Raw genomic sequence first — 23,852 nt, forward strand, 5'->3', positions numbered from 1 at the left:
GCAAGTGTTTCCTCACCCACTCCATCAACCATTCCCCGGCGCGTGTGGAAATTCCAGCGCTTTGTAGAACTCGAGTGACTGCGCCGGCTGCTCGTAACCGGCGGGAAGAGGCAGCCCATTGATGCTCTGCCAGTACGCGATGCTGGCGTCACGCCACCACTGCGCCTCCTTCTGCTGGATGCTCAGGAACGCAGCGATCTGTTCGAAACGTTCGGGATCGACTCGGCCCTCCAGTCCGGCCCATGTACCGCGCATCCGCTTCACTTCATCCACGCCATGCGTATAGCGGTGCACGAGTTCGTCCCATAACGGGCGCCCCGACCGGGTCGGGTAATTCCAGGGAACGTGGTGGAACCAGAGCAGGCATTTCTCCGGAACGCGCTTCACGTCGCCGAACTCCGCGGCCACCGGTGGCGAGTACTGGGCGACCGCATTGCTGCCGGTAACACTGCGATCGAAACCGATCCCGTTGCGGTCCGCGCGGTGGTAGTACACCGAAGTCCAGTCGGCGCGCGGACCGCCTTCGACCCACGGCCCCGGACCGTAGTGATGACCTCGACCCATCAGATGGTGCAAACCGAGCGGAGTCATGTAATCCACTACCGCCTCCCGCGAGGCCATCATCATGTCGACGACGGGTTCAACGACGGCGGGATCGTTCGAGAACGTCATCCGCACCCAGTCGTTCGCGATCCGTTGCGAAGAAGCTTCCGGATTCCAGGCCATGCGCCCGAAGACGTACCAGTTGGCCTGGTCGAAATGCGAGCCGCTCCAGTTGCGGTCGACCCCAATGTTCGCCACGCCCGCCATGCCGGTAAGTTTGTGAGCATGCAGCGAGCCATCGATCACCTTCGCGACGGTGGAACCCCTGCCCTTCGCCCATGTATCCGATTTCAGCGTTTCCTCGTACAAGGGCCCGAGATAGGCTAGGTGCGTGGCGAAGCCGAGGTATTCCTTCGTGATCTGGAACTCCATCATCAATGGCGTCTTCGCCATCACGCCGAACAGCGGATGGAATGGTTCTCGCGGCTGGAAGTCGATCGCGCCGTTCTTCACCTGCACGATCACGTTGTCGCGGAACTTTCCGTCGAGCGGCACGAATTCGTCATACGCCTGCTTTGCACGATCGTCCGGCTGCTCGTGCGAGTAGACGAACGCGCGCCACATCACCACGCCGCCATGGGGCGCAAGCGCGTCGGCCAGCATGTTGGCGCCATCGGCGTGGGTGCGCCCGTAGTCCTGCGGGCCCGGCTGGCCTTCCGAGTTCGCCTTGACCAGGAAGCCGCCGAAGTCGGGAACATAGCGGTAGATCTCCGCTGCTTTCTCCTTCCACCATTTGCGTACTTCGGGATCGAGCGGATCGGCCGTCTTCAGTCCGCCGATTTCCGTAGGCGCACTGAAGTGCGCGCTCAGGTACACGCGAATGCCCCAGGGCCGGAACACGTCCGCAAGCGCCTTCACCTTCTCCAGGTACATCGGCGTGAGGATCAGCGCGTTCGAATTGACGTTGTTGAGCACCGTGCCGTTGATGCCGATGGAGGCGTTGGCACGCGCGTAATCGGTGTAACGCGGATCGCGCCAGCCGGGCAGCTTGTGCCAGTCCCATATCGATGCGCCGGCGTAACCGCGCTCGACGCTGCGATCCAGGTTGTCCCAGTGGTCGAGTACGCGCAGCTTCACCTTCGGTGCTTCGCGTATGTCGAGGTCGCGCAGCGACTGGCGGGTCTGCAGCAGGCGCAGGAAGTGGAAGGCGCCGTACAGCGCGCCGATGTCTTCGTTGGCCGCAATCATCGTTGCGGCGTGCCCTCTACTGTGGATGCCGCGGATGATGTAGCCCTCGCGGCCCAGACCCGAGAGATCCTGCCTGAAGTCAGCAATGGTCCTCGACGAAGCTGGCGTGCCCACGACGATCGCGCCTTCGCTGGCAATGCGCTCAGAAGCGCGGGGCACGTGACCTGACAGTCCCTGCAGGCCGCGCTGCAGCTCCTCACGCGTGACACGCTGGGTGGGTGTCAGTGCCGGCGCGACCAGTTCTGCGGTATGCGCGCGGTATTCGTCCGCGCGACTCGCTTCGATTGGCTTATAGCGCAGCCACAGTTCGTAGCCGTCTTCCGCATGGGCGCTGGGTACGGCAAGGCACAAGGTCGCAGACAACACGAAAGCCAGGAGCGCATCCCAGCGGCCACGGCGCTGGTTCTCCCCGGATCGATCCGTTGCCGGTAACATCGGGACAGGATTCATATCCGATGCGGGATCCCGTCGGATGGTGACTCGCGGGGCAGTTGGATCATCGACTGCATGTTGCGAGCGTCATCACCGGCCATCCGAAGGAACGAACCTTGGACAAGAACAGGCAATCGATCCGCCGCAAGCGGGGCCACGCCGTCACCATCGACGAAGTCGCCAGGCAGGCCAACGTTTCGCCGATGACCGTGTCGCGCGTCGTCAACGGCCACGGCAAGGTGCGCGAGTCGACCCGCGAGCGGGTCATGCGTGCCGTGCAGGAACTGGGCTACGCGCCGAACCTCGCCGCGCGCGCACTCGCCGCTGCGTCGGGCACGCGCATCGCGCTGATCTACACCAACCCCAGTACGGCTTTCCTGAGCGAATTGCTGGTCGGTGCCCTGCGTGGTGCGGCTCGCACCGCCGCGCAGCTGGTTGTTGACGCGTGGGACGATCACGATGTCACTGCCGACCGCGAGGCCGCGCGTACCCTCGCCCGCAGCGTCGCCGGCGTGATACTGCCACCGCCGCTGTGCGAATCCGAGGTCGTCATCTCCGAGCTGATCGATGCTGGCGTGGTCGTGGTCGCGCTCGCGTCCGGCGGTCCCGGCGATGCGGGAGGTTTCGGCGAAAAGATGTCGCACGTGCGCATCGACGACTTCCGCGCAAGCAAGGACATCACTACCCATCTGATCGAGCAGGGGCACACGCGGATCGGTTACATCAAGGGCCATCCGAGCCATGCGGGAAGCGCGCTGCGCCTGCAGGGCTTCCATGCCGCGCTGGCCAAGGCCGCGATCCCGTCCGACGAATCGCTCATCGAGCAGGGCTACTTCACCTATCGCTCGGGACTCGAAGCCGCGGAAAAACTGCTGTCGCATGCGAACCCTCCGACCGCGATCTTCGCCAGCAACGACGACATGGCGGCAGCGGTGATCTCGGTCGCGCACCGTCGCGGACTCGATGTGCCTCGCGACCTGTCGGTGGTCGGCTTCGACGACACCTCTGCGGCGACGACGGTGTGGCCCGAACTCACCACGATCCGCCAGCCGGTCGCTTCGATGGCGGATTCGGCCATCGACATCCTGCTGCGCGGCATCCGCGAGCGGGATCGCGACACGCGACTCGTGGTCGATCATGTGATCGGCCACGAACTGGTCAGGCGCGATTCCGTCGCTCGTCCTGCGAAGACCGACGCGCAGGGCTGATCCGGACCGCATCAGCCCTCCATCTGCTCCAGCTCCCTGCCTTTCGTCTCGTAGACGTAGTGCAGGACGAAGAACACCGAAATCGCCGCAGCGACGGTGTAGATGCCGTAAGCGCCGGCAAGGCCAATGCTCGCGAGCAGGACCGGAAACGTCACCGTGATCAGGAAGTTCGACGTCCACTGCGCAGCGCCGGCAACGGCGAGCCCCGAACCGCGGATCTGGTTGGGGAACATCTCGCCCAGCATCACCCACATCACCGGCCCCCAGGACATGTTGAAGAAGATCACGTAGACGTTGGCGGCGACGAGCGCGAGCACGCCCATCGAGTCGGACAACACCAGCTTGCCGTTCGCATCCAGCGAGGCCGACGCGAAAGCCCCCGTCACCAGCGCCAGCGTGATCGCCATGCCGATCGAACCGAACCACAGCAATGGCTTGCGGCCGATGCGGTCGATCAGCATCACGGTCACCAGGCACGCGCCGATGCTCAGTGCACCTGAAAGCACATTGATCAGCAGAGCGTCGCTTTCGGAAAAGCCGACGGCCTGCCACAGCACCGCGCCGTAATAGAAGACGACGTTGATGCCGACCAGCTGCTGGAACGTCGCCAGCCCCATGCCGATCCACACGATCGGACGAACCTTGCCGGTGGCCTTGTTGATGAGGTCGGACAGCTTGGGACGATGGTGGTCGGCCGACAGCGAGGCGTCGATCTCGCCCAGCTTGGCCTGTGCCTCGGCCGCGCCATACAGCTGCGTCAGCACTGCCAGCGCGCGCACCTTCTGCTTCTTCACTACGAGGTAGCGAGGGCTTTCCGGAATGATCAGTAACAACACGAGGAACAGCAGCGACGGAATGGCCATCATCCAGAACATCCAGCGCCACGCCTGTTGCCCCGCCCACAAGGCTTCGGTCGATGCACCCGCAGTCTTCGCCAGCAGGTAGTTGCTGAGGAATGCAGCGAACAGTCCGCCGATGATCGCGATCTGCTGCACTGTCGCCAGCCGTCCGCGATAGCGCGCGGGCGCGACTTCGGCAATGTACGCCGGCGACATCACGCTGGCGGCACCAACCGCGAATCCGCCGAGCACGCGCGCGGCGATGAAGAACAGCGACGAATGCGCGGCACCCGCACCGAGCGACGAAAGCAGGAACAGCACCGCGGAGATGATCAGCACCGTGCGGCGTCCCCACAGGTCCGCCAGTCGGCCGGCGAAGAACGCGCCGATCGCGCAGCCCAGCAGCATCGAAGCCACCTCGAAGCCAACGCCTGCGGAACTGGACTGGAAGGCCTGCCTGAGGCCATCCACGGTGCCGTTTATCACGCCACTGTCGAAGCCGAACAGGAAGCCACCGATGGTGGCGACGCAACTGATCAGGATGATGAAGCGGGTGTTCTCGGCACTAATCGCAGGCGCAACGCTTTCGATAGCAGTGGTGTTCATTCCCGTGCTCCCCGTCTCTGCCAAAGGAGGCATTCGCGTGCGCGAATGCCGGTTCTTGCCCGAAGTGATGACGCTCAGCGCAACAGATACTGGTTGAGCAGGTTTTCGTAGCGCTCCTGCTTGCCGCTGATCTGTTTCGGCTCACCGTTCTTCACTGCGAGCTCGCGCAGGTCTGCGAAGGAAAGCTTGCCGTCGGCGAAGTCCTTGCCCTTGCCGCTGCCGAAGCTCGAGTAACGCTCCGCGCGCCACTGTTCCCACGGCGACTGCGTGAGCAATGCGTGCGCGACTTCGAGGCCATGAGCGAATGCATCCATGCCGCCGACGTGCGCAATGAAGAGGTCTTCCATGTCGGTCGATTCGCGGCGCGCCTTCGCATCGAAGTTCAGACCACCGACGAGACCGCCTTGGCGCAGCACCACCATCATCGCGCCCACGGTGTCGTAGAGATCGGTGGGGAACTGGTCGGTATCCCAGCCGTTCTGCGCGTTGCCGCGGTTCGCATCGATGCTGCCGAGCAGCCCCTGGTCGGAAGCGACCTGCAGGTCGTGCTCGAAGGTGTGGCCCGACAAGGTGGCGTGGTTGGCTTCGATGTTGAGCTTGAAGTCCTTTTCCAGGCCATGCTGCTTGAGGAAGCCCGCAACCGTCGCGCTGTCGAAATCGTACTGGTGCTTCATCGGCTCCATCGGCTTGGGTTCGATGAAGAAGCTGCCCTTGAAACCAATGCTGCGGCCGTAGTCGCGCGCCAGCGTGAGGAAGCGCGCGAAGTGGTCGAGCTCGCATTTCATGTTCGTGTTGTGCAGCGTGGCATAACCTTCGCGGCCGCCCCAAAATACGTAGTTCTCGCCACCAAGTTCGACCGTGGCATCGAGCGCCGCCTTCACCTGCACGGCCGCGCGTGCGACGACGTTGAAGTCCGGATTGGTCGCCGCGCCGTTCATGTATCGCGGGTGGCTGAAGAGATTGGCCGTGCCCCACAGCAGCTTCACGCCGGTGGCCTGCTGGCGTTCCTTGGCCATGGCGACCATGTGTTTCAGGTTCTTCTCGTACTCGCCGATGTCTTCCGCGTCGGGCGCGAGGTCGATGTCATGGAAGCAGTAGTACGGCACGCCGAGCTTGGTGAAGAACTCGAACGCGGCGTCGACTTTGGCTTCGCACGTGGCCATCGGCGATCCGGCTTCCCACGGAAAACGGCGCGTCCCCGGACCGAACGGGTCATGGCCCGCGTTCGTGAACGTATGCCAGTAGCACACGGCATAGCGCAGGTGTTCGGCCATCGTCTTGTTGCCGATTTTCTTATTGGCGTCATAGCGCTTGAACGCCAGCGCGTTGTCGGAGGCGGGACCTTCGAACGGGATGCGGTCGATGCCGGGGAAATATTCGCGGGAGCCGATGAAGGGAGTGGTCATGGTCTGGAGACTCTTTTTGGACGTGGGACGCGCTGGACGGAAAACGCGGTAGATGAAATCGGCGCTTACCTCGCGCCTGCCGGACTGCCGTAAAGTTGTTTTGCTGCATCGAGATAGCGAAGGAACTCGCGATACGCGCCGCGATAGGCCGCATTGGTTTGCGGATCGGGCGTGGCCGAAAGCGTGTCGTCGACGCGCACGTGCCCGCGTGCGATCGCTGCGATGTCCTGTGTTCCGCCGTTGGCGTGGTCGTGCGCCCACAGCGCCTGCAGCGCGGCGCCGAACGCGGCGCCCTCGCTCTGTTCGGGGACGGCAACCGGCAATTCGAAGACGTCGGCGACCATCTGCCGCCACGCGGGACTGTTGCTGCCACCGCCAGTGAGGCGGATCGCGGTGAACTGCATGCCCGCGGCCTTCAGGGAATCGAAGCCATTGCGCAACGCGTAAGTCGCGCCTTCCATCGCCGCGCGATAGATATTGCCGCGCGACAGATTGTTCGCGTCCATGCCGAACAGCGCGCCGCGCGCATGCGGCAGGTCGGGCGTGCGCTCGCCGTTCAAGAACGGCAGCATCACCAGCCCATCGGCACCCGGCTTCGTGCCGACCATTACCGTTTCGCCTTCGCGCGTGCTGAAACCGAACGTCTTCGCCACCGTTTCGGTCGCGACCGTGCAGTTCATCGTGCAGATCAGCGGCAGCCAGCCGCCGGTGGACGAACAGAACGCGGCCCAGCCGGCCTGTTCGTCGACGACCGGGCGATCGGCATAAGCAAACAAGGTGCCCGACGTGCCCAGGCTCATGCTCAGCACGCCCGGTTCCACATTGCCCGTGCCGATCGCCGCCATCATGTTGTCGCCGCCGCCGGCACTGACGAGCACGTCGCGCGGCACGCCGAGTTCGTCGGCGATGGCGGGATCGATGCGGAAGCTCGCATCGGCTTCGGCCAACGCCGGCAGGTAGGCGCCGAGGTCGTTTTCCCTGTCGGTCGCGGACAGCAGATCGCGCGACCACTGGCGTGCGCGCACGTCCAGCCAGCCCGTGCCCGACGCATCGCCGCATTCCATCCAGCGCTCGCCGGTGAGCCAGTAGTTGACGTAATCGTGCGGAAGCAGGATCGCGGCGAGCTTCGCGTATGCCTCAGGACGATGCGCGCGCGTCCACGGCAGCTTCGAGGCCGTGTAGCCGGCCAGGATCGGATTGCCTGCCAGTTCGATGCAGCGCGACACACCACCTGCAGCCTGCATGATCAGGTCGCATTCGGTCTGCGTGCTCGTGTCGCACCACAACTTGGCGGGCGCCAATACCTGGCCTTCGGCGTCCACTGGAACGAAACCATGCTGCTGGCCGGACACGCCAATCGCGATGACGCGTGCGCGTTGAGATGAATCGAGCTTGGCGAAACAGGCGCGGATCGCGTCGATCCACCAGCCTGCTTCCTGCTCGCGACTGCCGTCCTCGCGTGCAATCAGTTCAAGCGGTTGGCCGAACGTCGCCACGACAGTCCGCGTCCGCGGGTCATAGGCGACCAGCTTCACGCTCTGCGTGCCCACATCCAGTCCGATAAACAGCGTCATACGCTTTCCATCACTGGATATAAGTTAGCGCTACCATTTGGCGGGCTAAAAAAAGAACCACCGGGTGGAACTCTTGTGCTCATGGCATGCGAAGCCGGACGCTGGACGGCCGAACTGTAGCATCGCTCCAAAAAAAGACTTGCTGCGGTGCGGAATACGCAGCGTCCGCCCGGCGCGCTCCAACATAAGGCACAAAAAAAGCCGGAACCTGGAGAGGTTCCGGCTTGATCTGGTGGAGGTGGGGGGAATTGAACCCCCGTCCGAAGGCACTCCATCCCCGGCACTACATGCTTAGCTCACCGTTGGATCTCGTCCCCGGACAGCACGGTGCGCGAAGCGCATCCGGGGACCAGCCTGCTTTAGGTTGACCAGAAGCTGACAGGCAGCCACTTCCAGCGATTCCGTGATGATGACCCTACGCTGCTAGCACGGACACAGGCAGTTTCGGGGCTTACGCCTTAAGCGGCGAGAGCGTAGTTGTCGTCGTTGGCAACTAGAGTTTTGCAGCTGGATTTACGAGGAAAGCTACCCCCTCGGCATGCGCCAAGCGACTTTGCGACCCCCGTCGAAGCCAGTGCACCCCCGGGGACAGTCAAAAACGTTCGACCTCGCCAGTATAGGGTCACGGCCTGGGATCACAAGCGTTCCGAAGCCGCGAAACAGCCGGAATTCAGTGTGAAAAACGCACTCCCCGCCGGCTGTATTCACGCAGCCGGCAGCGTCGGCGATGGCGTGGCGGCGTCATTGGCTTCGAGCGCGAAGCAGCGTCCCGCCGGCTTCTGTGCCCGCGATCATGACGGTGGCGGAATCAACGGCCGCTTCGCTGTTCATTGCCGCGGTCATCGGCGCAGCGACCTGGCTACTTCGCGCTACTGCTCGCGTTGTTGCCCGCGATCTTGACGCTGCCGGTGCTTACGGGCGCTCGATTTTCTGGAGAAAATGGCCGGCGCGAAGTCCGCGAAGAACCGAAACAACGGGGCGGTCACCCGCCCCGTTCGTCCTGTTGCTCACCGGCAATCAGCCGCGGACCGGCACCAGGGTGATTTCCACGCGACGGTTCTGCGCCCGGCCTGCCTCGGTGTCGTTGCTGGTGACTGGGCGCGACTCGCCCGCGCCGACCGTGATCAGGCGCTGCTGCATCACGCCATGGCTCTGCAGGTAAGCGGCCACGGAGTTGGCACGGCGTACCGAGAGCTCCTGGTTATAGGCATCGCTGCCGACGCTGTCGGTATGGCCGGCGACTTCGACCACGGTCTGGTTGTACTCGGTCAAGGTACGGGCGACGTCGTCGAGCACCGGGTAGAACTGCGACTGCAGGCTGGCATCGTTGAAGGCGAACGTGATGTTGCCCGGCATGTTCAGGGTGATGTTGTCGCCCGTGCGGACCACGTCGACCCCGGTGCCTGCCATGCGCTCACGCAGCGCACGTTCCTGGCGGTCCTGGTAGTTGCCGATGGCACCACCGGTCAAACCGCCCACGCCTGCACCTACCAGCGCGCGCTGGCGGCGTTCGGTTGCATCGTCGCCACTCAGCAAGCCAGCAACTGCACCTACGGCAGCACCGATCAGGGCGCCTTTCTTGGTCTTGCTCATGCCGGTCTGCTCGCCGGCCGGCTGCGGCTGCTGGCTCGGCTGCGAACCGTAATACCCGCCACCCTGCGTGGCGCAGGCAGCGAGCAACGTGGACAGTGCGGCGGCGGCGATCAGCTTGCGTTGCATATTCATTCCTTCCTCCTGGTGGGTACCTGCGGCGGCGAACGATGGCAGCTCGTACATGAACAGGGCTGAACGTAATCGCGCAAACGTTGCCAACAGGTGACGAATGCCCCCCCCTTGCAGGAACGGCCCAGGAGCGAACTAGCTGACGAGGAAATCGATGGCCCGCCGCGTCTCCTCGGAAAGTAGCGCATCGGCCGAATACCCATCGAGCCGGGCATCCCAATCGCTCATCAGCGACAGGTACAGCAGCTTGTCGAATTCGCTGCCGAAGCGCTGGATGACGCTGTCCGGATCGGGAATCAGCTTGGCATCGGCGATCAGGCCGAAATGCACGCGGCCGTTATAGCTGAGGATGGAAATTCCGACCCCGATCGAGCCGGTCTGGGGCACCCAGAACATCATCTCGCGGAGCGCGCACCCCGCCATGTAAAGCGTTTGCGGCGGTCCCGGAACATTGGTCGCCACGACTGTTGCCTTGCGGCTGAAGAGATCGAGGGCGAGGCTCTGGACCGCGGTTGGCGCCATGCCAAGCGCGGCAAGAAGGCCAAATGAAACAATAGCTTGTCGTGAATTCTTCAGGCCATTCATGCATTCTGCGACGCGCTCGACCCGGCGAATGGGATTCCCCTCACCTACCGGCAATTCGAGGAAGACCAGACCGAAGTGGTTGCCGAGCTTCCTGGCGTGTTCCAGCGGCCGCAGGTTGACCGGGACCGTCGCGCGCAGAGTCAGGCCGTCGACGTTGTCGCCGCGCTCGATCATGTACTGGCGCAACGCACCCGCCGCGGTCGCCATGAGCACGTCGTTGACCGTGCACTCGCATGCGCGCCCGACCGCTTTGACTTCTTCGAGGTCGAGCGGCTCGGCCCATGCGACGCGCTTGCTGACGCCGAGGCGGCCGCGCAGCAGCGACGGCGGATCGTCCGGCAGCGTCACCGCGTGGAGCAGCTCACGGCCGATCTCGCCGCCCTCCTTCGCCAGCACTGCAGCCAATGTCGGATCGCGGTACATCTCCATGCCCTTCTCGACGACCTTCGTGCCGAGCTTCATGTAACGCTCGGCCGCGCCGACCCGGCGCGCGACCTCCACCCCGTCCTGTTTCAGCCAGGCCTGTTGCAGGTTGCTGCCCTTGGCGGGCTCCCGTGTGGTGTCGGTCAGCGAGAGCAGCACCTGCACCAGCGCGATGCCATCGGCATAGCTGTGGTGGATGCGGGCGATGAGCGCCGAACCACCGTCATAACGTTCGACCAGGTGGAACTGCCACAGCGGGCGACCGGTATCGAGCGGAGTGGATGCGAGCTGGCTTGCGAGGCGTTCGAGCGAGCGCTTGCCTCCCCTGCCCGGCAAGGCGGTGAGTTGCACGTGCCAGTCCAGATCGAGATCGTTGTCGGTCTGCCAGAACGCACCGGACGCGGTATCCACGGCCTTCTGGCGGAAGCGGCGATAGGCGAGCCAGCGCTGCTTGATGACGCGGCGAAGATCCGCGACCGACATGGCCTCGGCGAACATCAGCACGCCGGTGATCATCATCGGATTGGTGGGCCGCTCCATGCGCAGCCAGGCGGTATCCACCTTCGCCATCGGCTCGCGCCGCGTGGCGCGAATCCGCTTCGCACGTTCCTTGACGGTGCCCTTGTGCGATCGCGCGGTGGCCATGCAGTTCTCCGTTCGCCTTGCGCGAGTGAATCACGCAGGTGTGAACAGCGTCAACGCGGAATCGCAGATGACAAAAGCCCGACGCGTTGCCGGGCTTTTGCTTGCGGCACGACAAGGTTTAGTGGCTTTGCAGTTCGTCCAACGCGGCTTTGGCCTGGACCAACCCCCAGCCGAAGCTGGTGTCGTAGCCAGGGGCACCAAGATCCTGCGCGGTCGAATCCAACGCTTCGCGGATCTGCCGGTTGGTCCACGACGGATTGGCGCTCCAGATCAATGCCGCCACGCCAGACACATGCGGCGTAGCCATCGACGTGCCATTGAGGAACGCATAACCGTTGTAGTCGAGTGGCAGCTGCGTATTGACGGTCGTGGAATCGCCCAGGTGGTTGGCTTGCAGGTCGACGCCGCTCGCCTGAGTTACGCCAACCACCGGGATGGCCGGAATGACGGCCAGATCCGTACCGAGCGTGCCGTTCAGATCGCCGGCGACGTTGTTGTAGATGACTGCCGCTACGCCGCCGCCGGCCGCGACGTTCTGCGCCTTCACGATGAATCCAGCCGCGCCACGCTGGCATAGCACCACCTTTCCCTGCCAGCTCGGATCGTTGGCGGGCAACGCGGTGTTACAGGTTCCTCCATCGACCAGTGCCGCCGTCGCGCTACCCACGTACGAGTTCGTCATTGGAATGGCGGGATAGGAAGCGCCATCCGAGACCACGGGAGCGGCCGGACCCAGGGAATACGTACTGAGCACGGCGACGCCCGGCGCGGCGATTTCGGTCTGGTCGTTCTTGGCCGAGAAGCCCGCCAGCCTCTTGTCGTTGTCGATAGCGGCGACCTGCATCACGCTGTCGTATGAAGCCGGATAGTGATAGGCATCCACTGAGGCGGTCGGAAGGCCGTGGTTACCCGCTGCAGCGATGCTGAGAACGCCGCGTTTCTCCAGCGAACGGAATACCATCTCTTCGCTCTTGCTTGCTTCGCCACCCAGGCTCATGTTGATCACCTTGGCACCTGCATCGTGGCAGCGATTCGCCGCATCGATGAGCAGGGACGAAAAGGTCCAGACGCAGTTGGTCTGCACGTCGTTGCCGAAGACCTTCACGATGAACAACGAGACCTTGCCGGGGCTCACACCCACCACGCCGGTGTTGTTGTTCGCCGCCGCGATCGTTCCCGCGACGTGGGTACCGTGGCCGCAATTGTCATGATTCCATTTGCCAGCCGGAAAACCACCATCGATCCGGACACCCTGGAAGTCCTCGTGATTCGCGTAGAGGCCGGAATCGATCACACAGACCTTGATGCCTTCGCCCGTCGGCGCCCCTGCGTCGATCTGGTCGTCGCGATTCGCATCCCAGATGTCCCGCGCCTGCACCATGTCGATGCCATAGGGAAGTTGCTGTGCGGTAGGCCGGCGGATCTGGTCCGGCTCGACGAATTCGACGTTCGGATTGTTGCGCAGCCCCTTCAACGCCTGCGCCGGTACCGATGCGGCGATAACGCCGATGTTGTCGAAGGTGTAGTGCGTCTGCGCGTTGGCGCGGCGCAGTTCGGCCTGCACGGCGGTCTTGCCACCGTTCTTGAACTTGATCAACACACGTTCCGGCGGAGCGGCGGCGGTGGATACGGTTGCAGCCGCTGCGAACATCAACGCCAGGCTGGCAGCCAGCGCTGTTACAAGCGATTTCTGCTTCATTTCAGACACCCCATGCATATGGACGAACCGCCATCGGCGGACTGGCGCCGACAAGGTCTCGCGGGGCGGCGGGGCTCTGCAGGCGCCGTGCAAGCATCTCCTCGCAGCGTGAGGATGGCGTCATTGCACACACGACATGAGAAAGGTCGTGGAAAGGATTGGGCCGTCTGTACCTTTTTGCGTGTCCGGGCGTGCTGATCCGTCAGCTTGTGCACGTCCAGGAGGCTGAGTTATCCAGCCAGTCCGTGGTCAACCGCCGGAATATTCCCGCGGAATGCGTTCGTTCAAGCCGACCAGCACTTCGTAAGGGATGATCCCCGCGGCCTGCGCCAGATTCTCGGCGGTGATCGTGTTGCCGTCCTGCGAGCCGATCAACACCACTTCGTCCTCGTTCCAGGCGCTGTCCTGGCCGATGTCGACCATGAACTGATCCATGCACACGCGCCCCACGATCGGATAGCGATGCGCGCGGATGAGCACTTCCCCTCGCGATGAAAGGGCGCGCGGATAGCCGTCCCCATAGCCGATCGGAACCGTCACCACGCGCGTGTCGCGCGACGGCGCCCAGGTCGCGCCATAGCTGACCGGATTACCGGCCTTGACCACCTTGAAGTAGACGACCTGGGAGACCAGCGACATCACCGGACGCACGTCGATGGTGCGCTGCGCAGCCGCATCCGGCAGTACGCCATACATGAGGATTCCCGGACGCACCATGTCGAGTCGCGTATCCGGGAAATGCAGCACTCCGCCGGAATTGGCGAGATGCCGTAGCGGCATCGGCGCGCCGACGCGTTCGATGTGCGCGCAGGCTTCGAAGAAGCGCTCCAGTTGCTGCAAGGTCATCGCCGAACGCGGATCGTCCGCGCACGCGAGATGCGAATAGATGCCCTTCAGCACGCACCATCGCGACGCCACTGCGGCTTCGATGAACGCACGCGCGGAATAGCTGTGCACGCCGATGCGTTCCATGCCGGTGTCGATCTTGAGATGGATCACCGCCTTGCGGCCCAGTGCCTCCGCCGCAGCTTCCACCTGCCGGAGTTTGTCCAGCGATGAAACCGTGATCTCGAGGTCATGCGCGATGAACTGCGCGACCTGCCGACCGAAGATGCCGCCGAGCACGAGGACCGGGGCGGTGATGCCCGCCTGGCGCAGTGCGATGCCCTCCTCGACGAACGCGACGCCGAGCTGCTCAACCCCCTGCTTCTGCAGATGCTGCGCAACCGGCACCAGGCCATGGCCGTAGGCGTTGGCCTTGACGATCGCCATCACCGGCACGCCGACGTGGGAGCGGATGCTTCGCAGGTTGAACGTCAGATGGTCGAGGTCGACCCGGATCCGGGTCGGGCGCTCGCTCACAGCGGGTGGCATCAGTGGAGTCTCGTGCACGGTGTTCTCACGTCGAACCGCCGGAATCAGCCTTCCATTCTAGGGCGGAGGCCAGGCGACCACCTGCATGCCGCGTCGGCGTTGTCGCGTTCGAGCGGTCGACCTGCCCAGGCCTTACTCGAAGCTGCCCACCGAATCGTGACTCAAGTTATCGAAGCGCGTGTACTCGCCGAAGAACTTCAGCTTCACCGAGCCGGTCGGGCCGTTACGCTGCTTGCCGATGATCACTTCGGCCAGGCCCTTGTCCGGTGAATTTTCCTTGTTGTAGTAGTCATCGCGGTAGATGAAGACGATGACGTCGGCGTCCTGTTCGATGGCGCCCGATTCACGCAGGTCGGCCATGACCGGGCGCTTGTCGGTTCGCGTTTCCAGCGAGCGGTTGAGCTGCGACAGCGCGATCACCGGCACGTTCAGTTCCTTCGCCAGGGCCTTGAGCGAGCGCGAGATCTCGGAGATTTCCGTCGCACGGTTCTCGCTGTTGCCGGGAACCTGCATCAGCTGCAGGTAGTCGATGACGATCAGGCCGAGGTCGTGCTCGCGCTTGAGGCGGCGTGCCTTGGCGGCCAGCCCGACGGGCGACAGCGCAGGTGTGTCGTCGATGAAGATCTTGACGTCGCGCAGCATGCGGATCGCGCTGGTGACGCGGCTCCAGTCCTCGTCCTCGAGCTGGCCGGTGCGCAGACGCGTGGCGTTGATGCGTCCCACCGAGGAAATGAGGCGAAGCGCGAGCTGCGAGGCCGACATTTCCATCGAGAACACGGCAACGGCCTTGCGCGTCTTGATCGCGGCGTACTCGGCCATGTTGAGCGCGAGCGTGGTCTTGCCCATCGAGGGACGCGCGGCAAGGATGATCAGGTCGGTGGGCTGCAGGCCCGCCGTCATCTCGTCGAACTCGGTGTAGCCGGTCGGCATGCCGGTGACGCCGCCGCCGTTGGCGTAGCGCGTCTGCAGCACGTCGAAGGCTTCCGACAAGGCCTTGTTGACCGCGGTGAAATCCTGCTTGCCGCGCGCTGCGCCTTCGGCGATGCCCAGCACCAGCTTCTCGGCGGACTCCAGGATCTCGCTTGTGTCGCGTCCCTCGGGCGTGAATCCGTCGTTGACGATCTCGGTACCGACATCGATCAACTGCCGCAGCACGGCCTTGTCGCGCACGATGTCCGCGTAGGCGGTGATGTTCGCGGCCGAGGGCGTGGTGCTGGCCAGTTCGATCAGGTAGGCGCCTCCGGCGACCAGTTCGCTCTGCCCCATCGATTCGAACCATTCACCCAGCGTCACCGCATCGTAGGGCCGGTTCTTCTCCGCCAGTTCGCGGACGGCGCGGAAGATGAGCTGGTGGTCACGGCGATAGAAGTCGTTGTCGGTGATGCGGTCGGCGACGCGATCGTAGGCGTCCTGCGCGAGCATCAGCCCGCCGAGCACGGCCTGCTCGGCTTCGATCGATTGGGGTGGTACGCGGAGTTGCTCGACACGCTGGTCACGGCGGGTCTGGAAAGCGGCATCGGGACGCATTCCCTGGCGTGCGCTCATCGGTACGGTGACTCCCCTGTGCGGACCGTCGTCGCGGTCCGGTTCTTGTAGGTGTCGACCCGGCGGGTCGTTGGCATGAAGCAGGCCGGTCATCCTAGTCGTCCCGTTCGCGATGCGTTGCAGACAAGTCTGTGGATAACCGGTGGGAATCGCAGAGAGTGAGACCAATCGCGACCCGATCGATCGCCAAGAGCGAGGCGTCAGCATACGGCCCTTGCGCGTCCCGGGCCGAAAAGAAAACGGGCGCCGATTGGCGCCCGTTTCAGTTACTGCAATGTGCGTTTCAGGCGACTTCGCCGGTCACGATCACCTTGACGGTGGTTTCGACGTCGGCGTGCAGGTGCACCAGGACTTCGTGTTCGCCAGTGCGACGCAGCGGGCCTTCGCCCATCACGACTTCCGACTTCTCGACCTTGTGGCCGATCTTGGTCAGGGCCTCGGCGATTTCGCGCGGGCCGATCGAGCCGTACAGCTTGCCTTCGGTCGAGGCATTGGCGCTGATCGTCACTTCGGCGCCTTCCAGCGCAGCCTTGCGGCCTTCGGCGCCTTCGAGCTGGGCCTTGGCCTTCGCTTCGTATTCGGCGCGCTTGGCTTCGAACTCGGCCAGGTTGGCCGGCGTGGCCGGCGTGGCCTTGCCCTGCGGCACCAGGAAGTTGCGGCCGTAACCCGGCTTGACGTTGACCTTGTCGCCGAGCTTGCCGAGGTTGGTGACGTTCTGCAGGAGGATCAGTTGCATGGTGTTGCTCCGTATTCGTTAGCGAGGCGCAGGCGCCCCGCAGCGGGTGCTGTCCGAATGGTCAGACGAGCGCGGGAAGCAGAAAACTTCCCGCGCCATCGGCATCAGGCGTTGTGGTTGTCGGTGTACGGGATCAGGGCCAGGAAACGGGCGCGCTTGACGGCCGTGGCCAGCTGGCGCTGGTACTTCGACTTGGTGCCGGTCACGCGGCTCGGCACGATCTTGCCGGTCTCGGTGAGGTACTGGCGCAGGGTGTTGAGATCCTTGTAGTCGATCTCCTTGACGCCCTCGGCCGTGAACTTGCAGAACTTGCGGCGGCGGAAAAACTTGGACATGTCGGTGCTCCTTAAGCGGCTTCGTCGGTGGCGGTGTCGGCGGTGCCGATGGCACTGTCGCTCTCGTCGTCACGACGGCGACGTTCGGGCTTGTCGCCCTTCTCGTCCTTGAACTTCATGATCAGCGACTGCTCGGTGTCGGCCGCATCGCGCTTCATGACCAGGTGGCGAAGCACCGCATCGTTGAAGCGGAAACCGTCGACCAGTTCGTTCAGCACGCTCTGGTTGCACTCGATGTTGAGCAGGACGTAGTGGGCCTTGACCAGGTTCGCGACCGGGTAGGCGAGCTGGCGGCGACCCCAGTCTTCGAGACGGTGGATCTTGCCTTCGCCACCTTCGATGAGCGTCTTGTAGCGCTCGATCATGGCCGGCACCTGCTCACTCTGGTCCGGATGGACCAGGAACACGACTTCGTAATGACGCATGGTTTGTTTCCTTGTGGATGTCGGGCGCGAGGCGCCCCGGACAGCCCCCCGGCGGCCGGGATGGCCGCGGTGGAGCAAGGGCTCCCGTGACCGAAGCCGCGGGAGCCGGAAATTATGGCAGGTTCAATGGGTTACGTGCAAACCGGCCCGCGACCCAACCGCAGCCGCCAGATTGTTGACGCCGCGCCGGCGGCCGATGACGGTGAATCACGAGCACTTGTTGGACGGAACAGCACGTCCCTCCCTGCACTCGGGATGACACTTGGCCCCGGGGCCTGAAGCCGCCGATCCCCGGGCGTCACGCCCTACCCCTTCCTGCCCGCGATCCACGCGTCGATATGCCGCTCCAGGGCCTGCAGGGGCACCGAACCCGTCGCCAGGACCTCGTCGTTGAACTCGCGTACGTCGAACCGGTCGCCCAGCCGCTCCTTCGCCCGCGCCCGCAGTTCGGAAATCTTCAGCTGCCCGATCTTGTAGGCCAGCGCCTGGCCCGGATCCCCGATGTACCGGTCGATCTCGTTGACGATGTCCTGGTCGGTCTTGGGTGAGTTCTCCTTGAAGAAGGCGATCGCCTTCTCGCGGCTCCAGCCCCTGGCATGCATGCCGGTGTCGACCACCAGCCGCACTGCCCGCCACATCTCGTAGGCCAGCTGGCCCATGCGGTCATACGGATCGCCGTACAGGTCCATGTCGAACCCGAGCTGCTCCGCGTACAGGCCCCAGCCCTCGCTATAGGCCACGAAGTAAGCCGTGCGCCGGAACATCGGCGCATCCGGCAGCTCCAGCGAACGCGCGAACTGGAAGTGGTGGCCCGGCACGGACTCATGCAGCGACAGCGGCACCATTTCCCAGGTCGGACGGGTCTCCGGCCTGTAAAGGTTCACATAGTAGAAGCCGGCGCGGCTACCGTCGGCGGCACCTGGCTGGTAGTAGGCAGTGGTGGTGTCCGGAGCGACGGTGTCGGGAATCGGGCGAACGCCGTAGGGCTGCCGCGGAATCGTCTTGAATGCCTTCACCAGTTCGGGGTCGATGCGCTTGGCGACATCGCGGTAATGAGTGAGCAGTGCCTGCGGCGTCTTTTCGAAGAAGCGCGGATCGGTCCGCAGGAAGGTGAAGAAGTCGGCCATCGATCCCTTGAAGCCGACTTCCTGCCGGATCTTCTCCATCTGCGCACGGATACGCACCACTTCCTTCAGGCCGATCGCATGGATCTCGTCGGCGGTCAGGTCGGTCGTCGTGTAGTAACCGGCGAGGTAGTCGTAATAGGCCTTGCCGTTGGGCAGGTCCGCCGCAGCGATCGATTCGCGCGTCTTCGGCAGGTATTCGTTGTTGAAATAAGTCTGTAGCGCCTGGTAGGCCGGCACGATGCGGTCGCGGATGATGCGTTGCGCTTCGGCCTGCAGCCCGGCGCGATCGGACTGCGGCACGCCATCGCGGAATTTCTGGAACGCGGAATAGAACGGACTCTGGGTGGGGTCTTCGACAATCTGTGCAGCGACCTGGCGGGGCACGCGCTGCATCAGCACCTTGGGCGGCAGGCTGCCTGCCATCACTCCCTCGCGCATCAACGCGATGGTCTGTTCGACCATCACCGGAATCGCATCCATGCGCTTGAGCCAGTCGCGGTAATCCTGCGTGCTGGCGAACGGCAGGATCTCGGCGATGCCATCCAGCGTCTGCACCCCGCCCTGGTGGCTGATCGGCTGCAGATATGTGCGGAATTTCTGCCGCTCGACCGCCTTTTCCTGCAGCCACAGGAAGGTGTCGTAGTTCAGCTGGTCGGCGGGAGACAGCGCGTTGCGATCGATGGCGCGGATGCGCTCCAGCGCCTTGCGGTCGGCCGACTGGCTCGCTTCGATCGCGGCGAGGCTCGCATCGGACCAGCGATCGTTGTAGCGCTTGTCGCCCTGGTAGCTCGCGTTGACCGGATTCTCGCGCAGGCCGCGCTCCCATTCCTCATCGAACAACCGGTGCAAGGCCTTGGCCGCATCGTTGGACTGCGCCCTCACGGGCGCGACGAAAGCGACAAGCAGCACCGCGGCGGCGGCAAGTGTTCGGAACATGAGGCGACTCCCGGTGCGTTGACGCGGGAGTCTAGCGCGACAGTCGCAGGCCCCACCCTGTCGAAGGTTGGGAACCGCGTGACAACGATCAGGCCGCGCGATCGGCTTCCGTGGTGAAGCTCTCGCCGCAACCGCATTCGGCGCTGGCGTTGGGGTTGCGGAACACGAACTGCTCGCCGAGACGCTGCTTGATCAGGTCGATCTGCGTGCCATCGACCATTGGCAGGCTCGTCGCATCCACATAGATGCGCACGCCATCCTGCTCGAATACATGGTCGCCTTCGCGCTGGTCCTTCGCCATGTCGGCGAAATGCTGCCAGCCGGAGCAGCCGGTGCGGGTCACGCCGAAACGCAGCCCGATCGCATCCGGGGTCTCGGCGAGGTAACGCTGGACGCGGGCGAAAGCGGCGGGAGCGAGGGTGACAGCCATTGCATAGACTCCAGGTGATGCGTGAATTATAGGTCCTACGGCTACGCGCGTCGCCGCTGTCGGCCGCGCGCGGCGGTTGCCTGACCGCCGATTCATTTCAACCGCAGGCGGTTAAACTGCCCGCTTTCCCCATATCGGCCCGCAGCGGCCAGGATTCAAGGCATGACGGTGGTCAGCGTCGAACATGCGCTCGCGGGCAAGTTGCCTGTCGGCGGCGAAGTCACGGTCCGCGGCTGGGTGCGCACCCGGCGCGATTCCAAGGCCGGCCTGAGCTTCGTGAATGTGAGCGACGGCTCCTGCTTCGCGCCGATCCAGGTCGTCGCACCTGCCGTGCTGCCCAACTACGAATCCGAGGTAAAGCACCTCACCACCGGCTGCGCGGTGATCGCCACCGGCACGCTGACGCCATCGCAGGGCCAGGGCCAGGCATTCGAAATCCAGGCGTCAAGGATCGAAGTCGTCGGCTGGGTGGAAGATCCGCTCACCTATCCGATGCAGCCCAAGCAGCATTCGCTGGAATACCTGCGCGAATTCGCCCACCTGCGCCCCCGTACCAACCTGTTCGGCGCGGTGACGCGCATCCGCGACTGCCTGGCGAAGGCCGCGCACCGCTTCTTCCACGAGCAGGGCTTCTACTGGATTTCCACGCCGATCATCACGACGTCCGACGCCGAAGGTGCCGGCCAGATGTTCCGCGTATCCACGCTGGACATGGCCAACCTGCCGCGCAACGGTCAGGGTGAGGTCGACTTCGGCCGCGACTTCTTCGGAAAAGAAACCTTCCTGTCCGTGTCCGGCCAGCTCAACGTCGAGGGCTACTGCCTGGCGCTGAGCAAGGTCTACACCTTCGGCCCGACCTTCCGCGCCGAGAACAGCAACACCACGCGCCACCTGGCCGAGTTCTGGATGATCGAGCCGGAAATTGCCTTCGCCGACCTCAACGAGGATGCGAACGTTGCCGAGGCGTTCCTGAAGTACATGTTCCGCGCCGTGCTCGACGAGCGCATGGACGACATGGCGTTCATCGCCGAACGCGTGCAGCCGGACGCGATCACGCGCCTGGAGAAGTTCGTCAACGCGCCGTTCGAGCGCATCGACTACACCGATGCGATTTCGCTGCTGCAGAAGTCCGGCAGGAAGTTCGAATTCCCGGTCGAATGGGGCCTGGACCTGCAGACTGAACACGAGCGCTGGCTTACGGAAGAGCACGTCGGCCGCCCGGTGGTGGTAATGAACTACCCGGAACACATCAAGGCGTTTTACATGCGCCTGAACGATGATGGCCGAACCGTCGCGGCGATGGACGTGCTCGCCCCGGGCATCGGCGAAATCATCGGCGGTTCGCAACGCGAGGAGCGTCTCGACCTGCTCGATGCCCGCATGGCGCAGTTCGGTCTCGATCCAGCGCACTACGGCTGGTATCGCGATTTCCGGCGCTACGGCACGGTGCCGCACGCGGGCTTCGGCCTGGGTTTCGAACGCCTGGTGGTGTACGTGTGCGGCCTGAGCAACATCCGCGATGCGATTCCGTATCCGCGCGCGCCGGGTAGTGCCGAGTTCTGATTTCGCTCGTCATTCCCGCGCAGGCGGGAGTGACGATGAAAGATTCAAGGAGCTGTAGAGAGTGATCCTGTTCTTCGCCCTGCTCTTCGTCGCCACCGCCATCGCCGGCGCGTGCGCCTTCGTGATTTTCTGGCCGCTGGCGCTGGTGCACATCCGCGATCGCCATCCTTCGATCGGCCAACAGCTCGGAGCGGGCGCTTTCCTCAATCCGACCGCACTGGGCTGGCTGTTACGCCGCGGCTACGCGGACGCAAACGACCGCAATCTCACCGGGCTCGCCTCACCGGCGCGCATTTCGCTGTTGACGATCATCATCGCGCTGATTCTCGCCGGCCTGCTGTGGGCCCTCTCGACCGTGGTGACCGCATGAACGACGCGCACGACGAATGGTGGCTGGCCACGCTCGGCCGCACCGTGATCTGGGCACGACTGCGCGTGCACGAAGCCGGCACCGCGGAAGTCTTCGACAGCGACGGCGCCACCCTGCCCTACGACAGCGAGGACACAGCGCGCGCCGCGTTGATGGATGCCGAATTCGTCTCGCTCGACGGCATCGATGACGCCGACGCCGCCGATCGCGGCTTCTCGCTCGAAGAACTGGTGCCGCCGCAGGCCGAAGACGACGAGACGCTGCGCGCCCTGATGATCCAGAAGCTCCCGGCGCGCCACTAAGGCACGACACGACATGTACCGGCCAGTCTCTTTTGTCGAAACCGACCTGACTGCGCTGGACGCACTGATCGAACGCGACAACTTCATCACCCTGGTCACCGTGCGCGACGGTTCGCCCGTCGTTAGCCACCTGCCCGTGCTCTACCGGCGCGATGGCGATCGCATCGAATTGCACGGCCACTGGGCGCGACCGAACCCGCAGGCCAGGCATGCAGGGCCGGCAACGGTCATCGTGCACGGACCCCATGCGTACGTGTCGCCGTCGTGGTATCCCGACAAGGAAGCCGCCGCGCGTGTGCCGACCTGGAACTACGCGGTCGCCCATCTGCAGGGAACGCTCGAACTCTTCGACGACGAAATATCCCTGTTCGAACTGGTCGACGGCCTGAGCAGGCAGCACGAAGCAAGCGTCGGGCAGTCGTGGCGTTTCGAACCCGACCGCGACGACCACCGCGTCCAGCTTCGCGGCATCATCGGCTTCCGTTTCCACGTCGACACCGCTGCGCTGAAGTTCAAGCTCAGCCAGAACCATCCCGTCGCCAACCGCCGGTCCGTCGCAGACCAGCTGCAGCAACAAGCGCGCGAAGCCAGCCGCGACGTTGCCGTGTTGATGCGCGCCCGCACACCTCTGGAGGACTGATCCGTGGATATCGATCTCAACGGAAGACACGCACTCGTCTGCGGCGCGAGCCAGGGCATTGGCCTGGCGACGGCGAGGGCGCTGGCCGCACTCGGCGCCGACGTCACGCTGCTCGCGCGCCGCGCCGACGTGCTGCAGGAAGTCGCCACGAACCTGCCGCGCCCGCGCACATCGCAGATCCACGGCTGGATAGCCGCCGACGCAGCCGATCTCGATCGCCTGCGCGCGCAGGTCGAAGCGCTGTGCGCAGGCAAGCCGGTCCACATCCTGGTCAACAACACGGGTGGACCGCTGCCGGGCGCGGTGCGTGGCGCCGAAATCAGCGCGTTCGAAGCCGCGTACCGGCAGCACCTCCTCGCGAACCACGTCCTTGCTGAAACCGTGCTGCCCGGGATGGAACGCGATGGTTATGGGCGCATCGTCAACGTCATTTCCACCTCGGTGAAGGAACCACTGCGCGGACTCGGCGTTTCCAACACCACGCGGTGGGCAGTGGCGAGCTGGGCCAAGACGCTGGCGACCGAAGTCGCCGCCAAGGGCATCACCGTCAACAACGTGCTGCCTGGTTCGACCGAGACGCCGCGCATCGAGCAGATCATCCAGACCACCATGCAGAAGACCGGCGAAGACCGCGATGCGGTCTACGCGAAAATGGCGGCGGAAATCCCGATGGGCCGGTTCGCCCGGCCCGAGGAAACCGCGGCAGCCATCGCCTTCCTGTGCTCGCCCGCGGCCTCCTATATCACCGGCATCAACCTGCCGGTCGACGGCGGACGCACCCGCTCGCTCTGACCACTGAAGGACGCCATGGACGCTGTCTTAGCCACCGAACGCCGGGAAGGGGATCGTGTCCCGTTTGCCTCGCGGGTGATGATCGTGCGCGGCGAAACCGCGTGGTTCGCGCAGATGCTCGACATCTCGACCAGCGGCTGCGGTGTATTTCGCCCGGACGGCTGCGTATTGCTCGAAGACGAGATCGTCCGCCTGTTCTTCTACCAGGACGGCGAGACCGCGGCCGCCATCGTGCCCGCCCGAGTCGCGCGCGTCAGCAACACCCGGATCGGCATCGAATACCACGAGCCACAGCGCATTCCGCCCTTGCATCGCGCGTGACGGGATGCGGCCGATGCACCTCGGCG

21 protein-coding genes and 1 other RNA gene are annotated in these 23,852 nt (G+C 64.2%); 7 read left to right on the top strand and 15 right to left on the bottom strand.

Translation table 11 applies throughout. The features are described from left to right. Positions 1-24 precede the first annotated feature (24 nt). Positions 25-2,157, bottom strand: a complete 2,133-nt coding sequence (locus ASD14_RS07980) for an alpha-glucuronidase family glycosyl hydrolase (RefSeq protein WP_235565335.1) — start codon at positions 2,155-2,157, stop codon at positions 25-27. A gap of 182 nt (positions 2,158-2,339) precedes the next feature. Between ASD14_RS07980 and ASD14_RS07985 the strand changes: the two genes are divergently transcribed. Beyond that, positions 2,340-3,431 carry a LacI family DNA-binding transcriptional regulator gene (locus tag ASD14_RS07985; RefSeq protein ID WP_056132333.1) on the top strand — a complete coding sequence of 364 codons (1,092 nt, stop codon included), beginning with the start codon at positions 2,340-2,342 and terminating at the stop codon, positions 3,429-3,431. A gap of 11 nt (positions 3,432-3,442) precedes the next feature. Here the strand turns inward: ASD14_RS07985 and ASD14_RS07990 are convergent, their stop codons facing one another. From ASD14_RS07990 to ASD14_RS08050, 14 genes are all read right to left on the bottom strand, one after another. Continuing rightward, entirely contained in the window at positions 3,443-4,900 is a 1,458-nt protein-coding gene (locus ASD14_RS07990) for a sugar porter family MFS transporter (protein WP_255355021.1), read from the bottom strand. 50 nt (positions 4,901-4,950) lie between these two features. Next, positions 4,951-6,282 carry a xylose isomerase gene (gene xylA / locus ASD14_RS07995; protein WP_056131394.1) on the bottom strand — a complete coding sequence of 444 codons (1,332 nt, stop codon included), beginning with the start codon at positions 6,280-6,282 and terminating at the stop codon, positions 4,951-4,953. 65 nt (positions 6,283-6,347) lie between these two features. Continuing rightward, the gene (gene xylB, locus ASD14_RS08000; protein WP_056131395.1) at positions 6,348-7,856 is read right to left on the bottom strand and encodes a xylulokinase; all 1,509 of its coding nucleotides are present in this window, start codon (positions 7,854-7,856) and stop codon (positions 6,348-6,350) included. Between the two features lie 230 nt (positions 7,857-8,086). Next, positions 8,087-8,440: a transfer-messenger RNA gene (gene ssrA, locus ASD14_RS15710) on the bottom strand. 433 nt (positions 8,441-8,873) lie between these two features. Then, on the bottom strand, positions 8,874-9,581 hold the full coding sequence (locus ASD14_RS08005) for an OmpA family protein (protein WP_157475167.1): 708 nt from the start codon (positions 9,579-9,581) through the stop codon (positions 8,874-8,876). 132 nt (positions 9,582-9,713) lie between these two features. Beyond that, positions 9,714-11,231, bottom strand: a complete 1,518-nt coding sequence (locus ASD14_RS08010; RefSeq protein ID WP_082538816.1) for a wax ester/triacylglycerol synthase family O-acyltransferase — start codon at positions 11,229-11,231, stop codon at positions 9,714-9,716. 118 nt (positions 11,232-11,349) lie between these two features. Continuing rightward, positions 11,350-12,930 carry a S8 family serine peptidase gene (locus tag ASD14_RS08015; RefSeq protein ID WP_056131398.1) on the bottom strand — a complete coding sequence of 527 codons (1,581 nt, stop codon included), beginning with the start codon at positions 12,928-12,930 and terminating at the stop codon, positions 11,350-11,352. Positions 12,931-13,179: 249 nt separating this feature from the next. After that, positions 13,180-14,304 carry an alanine racemase gene (alr, locus tag ASD14_RS08020; RefSeq protein WP_056131401.1) on the bottom strand — a complete coding sequence of 375 codons (1,125 nt, stop codon included), beginning with the start codon at positions 14,302-14,304 and terminating at the stop codon, positions 13,180-13,182. A gap of 132 nt (positions 14,305-14,436) precedes the next feature. Next, positions 14,437-15,849: a replicative DNA helicase gene (locus ASD14_RS08025; RefSeq protein WP_056132341.1), complete on the bottom strand. Its 1,413-nt coding sequence runs from the start codon at positions 15,847-15,849 to the stop codon at positions 14,437-14,439. 283 nt (positions 15,850-16,132) lie between these two features. Beyond that, entirely contained in the window at positions 16,133-16,585 is a 453-nt protein-coding gene (gene rplI, locus ASD14_RS08030) for a 50S ribosomal protein L9 (RefSeq protein WP_056131404.1), read from the bottom strand. Positions 16,586-16,689: 104 nt separating this feature from the next. Continuing rightward, positions 16,690-16,920, bottom strand: coding sequence for a 30S ribosomal protein S18 (rpsR, locus tag ASD14_RS08035; RefSeq protein ID WP_031372470.1), 231 nt, complete (start codon positions 16,918-16,920; stop codon positions 16,690-16,692). An 11-nt stretch (positions 16,921-16,931) separates the two neighbouring features. Beyond that, a complete protein-coding gene (rpsF, locus tag ASD14_RS08040; RefSeq protein WP_056131406.1) occupies positions 16,932-17,345 on the bottom strand; it encodes a 30S ribosomal protein S6 in 414 nt (137 codons plus the stop codon). A gap of 305 nt (positions 17,346-17,650) precedes the next feature. Further along, positions 17,651-19,408 (bottom strand): DUF885 domain-containing protein, encoded by a 1,758-nt coding sequence (locus ASD14_RS08045; protein WP_056131408.1) that lies wholly within the window; start codon positions 19,406-19,408, stop codon positions 17,651-17,653. A gap of 88 nt (positions 19,409-19,496) precedes the next feature. Next, the gene (locus ASD14_RS08050) at positions 19,497-19,838 is read right to left on the bottom strand and encodes an iron-sulfur cluster assembly accessory protein (protein WP_056131411.1); all 342 of its coding nucleotides are present in this window, start codon (positions 19,836-19,838) and stop codon (positions 19,497-19,499) included. Positions 19,839-20,000: 162 nt separating this feature from the next. On the opposite strand from ASD14_RS08050, the gene asnS reads away from it, so the two are divergent. The 6 genes from asnS (at position 20,001) to ASD14_RS08080 (ending at position 23,826) form a co-directional block, all read left to right on the top strand. Further along, positions 20,001-21,401, top strand: a complete 1,401-nt coding sequence (gene asnS, locus ASD14_RS08055; protein ID WP_056131414.1) for an asparagine--tRNA ligase — start codon at positions 20,001-20,003, stop codon at positions 21,399-21,401. A 61-nt stretch (positions 21,402-21,462) separates the two neighbouring features. Further along, complete coding sequence (locus tag ASD14_RS08060; RefSeq protein WP_056131417.1) at positions 21,463-21,771, top strand: hypothetical protein; 309 nt, start codon at positions 21,463-21,465, stop codon at positions 21,769-21,771. Further along, positions 21,768-22,073, top strand: a complete 306-nt coding sequence (locus ASD14_RS08065) for a hypothetical protein (RefSeq protein WP_056131420.1) — start codon at positions 21,768-21,770, stop codon at positions 22,071-22,073. The genes ASD14_RS08060 and ASD14_RS08065 overlap by 4 nt, the downstream gene beginning before the upstream one ends. A 13-nt stretch (positions 22,074-22,086) precedes the next feature. Beyond that, positions 22,087-22,713 (top strand): FMN-binding negative transcriptional regulator, encoded by a 627-nt coding sequence (locus ASD14_RS08070; RefSeq protein ID WP_056131423.1) that lies wholly within the window; start codon positions 22,087-22,089, stop codon positions 22,711-22,713. 3 nt (positions 22,714-22,716) lie between these two features. Further along, positions 22,717-23,505, top strand: coding sequence for an SDR family oxidoreductase (locus ASD14_RS08075; RefSeq protein ID WP_056131426.1), 789 nt, complete (start codon positions 22,717-22,719; stop codon positions 23,503-23,505). A 15-nt stretch (positions 23,506-23,520) separates the two neighbouring features. Continuing rightward, on the top strand, positions 23,521-23,826 hold the full coding sequence (locus ASD14_RS08080) for a PilZ domain-containing protein (RefSeq protein ID WP_082538818.1): 306 nt from the start codon (positions 23,521-23,523) through the stop codon (positions 23,824-23,826). Positions 23,827-23,852 lie beyond the last annotated feature (26 nt).

Source organism: Lysobacter sp. Root494 (assembly GCF_001427225.1).
Classification (GTDB): Bacteria; Pseudomonadota; Gammaproteobacteria; order Xanthomonadales; family Xanthomonadaceae; genus Agrilutibacter.

Excerpts from the sequence above, each read along its gene's own strand:
- xylA (WP_056131394.1), bottom strand. The coding sequence starts at position 6,282 with ATGACCACTCCCTTCATCGGCTCCCGCGAATATTTCCCCGGCATCGAC.
- xylB (WP_056131395.1), bottom strand. The coding sequence starts at position 7,856 with ATGACGCTGTTTATCGGACTGGATGTGGGCACGCAGAGCGTGAAGCTG.
- ASD14_RS08005 (WP_157475167.1), bottom strand. The coding sequence starts at position 9,581 with ATGAATATGCAACGCAAGCTGATCGCCGCCGCCGCACTGTCCACGTTG.
- ASD14_RS08010 (WP_082538816.1), bottom strand. The coding sequence starts at position 11,231 with ATGGCCACCGCGCGATCGCACAAGGGCACCGTCAAGGAACGTGCGAAG.
- ASD14_RS08015 (WP_056131398.1), bottom strand. The coding sequence starts at position 12,930 with ATGAAGCAGAAATCGCTTGTAACAGCGCTGGCTGCCAGCCTGGCGTTG.
- alr (WP_056131401.1), bottom strand. The coding sequence starts at position 14,304 with ATGCCACCCGCTGTGAGCGAGCGCCCGACCCGGATCCGGGTCGACCTC.
- ASD14_RS08025 (WP_056132341.1), bottom strand. The coding sequence starts at position 15,849 with ATGAGCGCACGCCAGGGAATGCGTCCCGATGCCGCTTTCCAGACCCGC.
- rplI (WP_056131404.1), bottom strand. The coding sequence starts at position 16,585 with ATGCAACTGATCCTCCTGCAGAACGTCACCAACCTCGGCAAGCTCGGC.
- rpsR (WP_031372470.1), bottom strand. The coding sequence starts at position 16,920 with ATGTCCAAGTTTTTCCGCCGCCGCAAGTTCTGCAAGTTCACGGCCGAG.
- rpsF (WP_056131406.1), bottom strand. The coding sequence starts at position 17,345 with ATGCGTCATTACGAAGTCGTGTTCCTGGTCCATCCGGACCAGAGTGAG.
- ASD14_RS08045 (WP_056131408.1), bottom strand. The coding sequence starts at position 19,408 with ATGTTCCGAACACTTGCCGCCGCCGCGGTGCTGCTTGTCGCTTTCGTC.
- ASD14_RS08050 (WP_056131411.1), bottom strand. The coding sequence starts at position 19,838 with ATGGCTGTCACCCTCGCTCCCGCCGCTTTCGCCCGCGTCCAGCGTTAC.
- asnS (WP_056131414.1), top strand. The coding sequence starts at position 20,001 with ATGACGGTGGTCAGCGTCGAACATGCGCTCGCGGGCAAGTTGCCTGTC.
- ASD14_RS08065 (WP_056131420.1), top strand. The coding sequence starts at position 21,768 with ATGAACGACGCGCACGACGAATGGTGGCTGGCCACGCTCGGCCGCACC.
- ASD14_RS08070 (WP_056131423.1), top strand. The coding sequence starts at position 22,087 with ATGTACCGGCCAGTCTCTTTTGTCGAAACCGACCTGACTGCGCTGGAC.
- ASD14_RS08080 (WP_082538818.1), top strand. The coding sequence starts at position 23,521 with ATGGACGCTGTCTTAGCCACCGAACGCCGGGAAGGGGATCGTGTCCCG.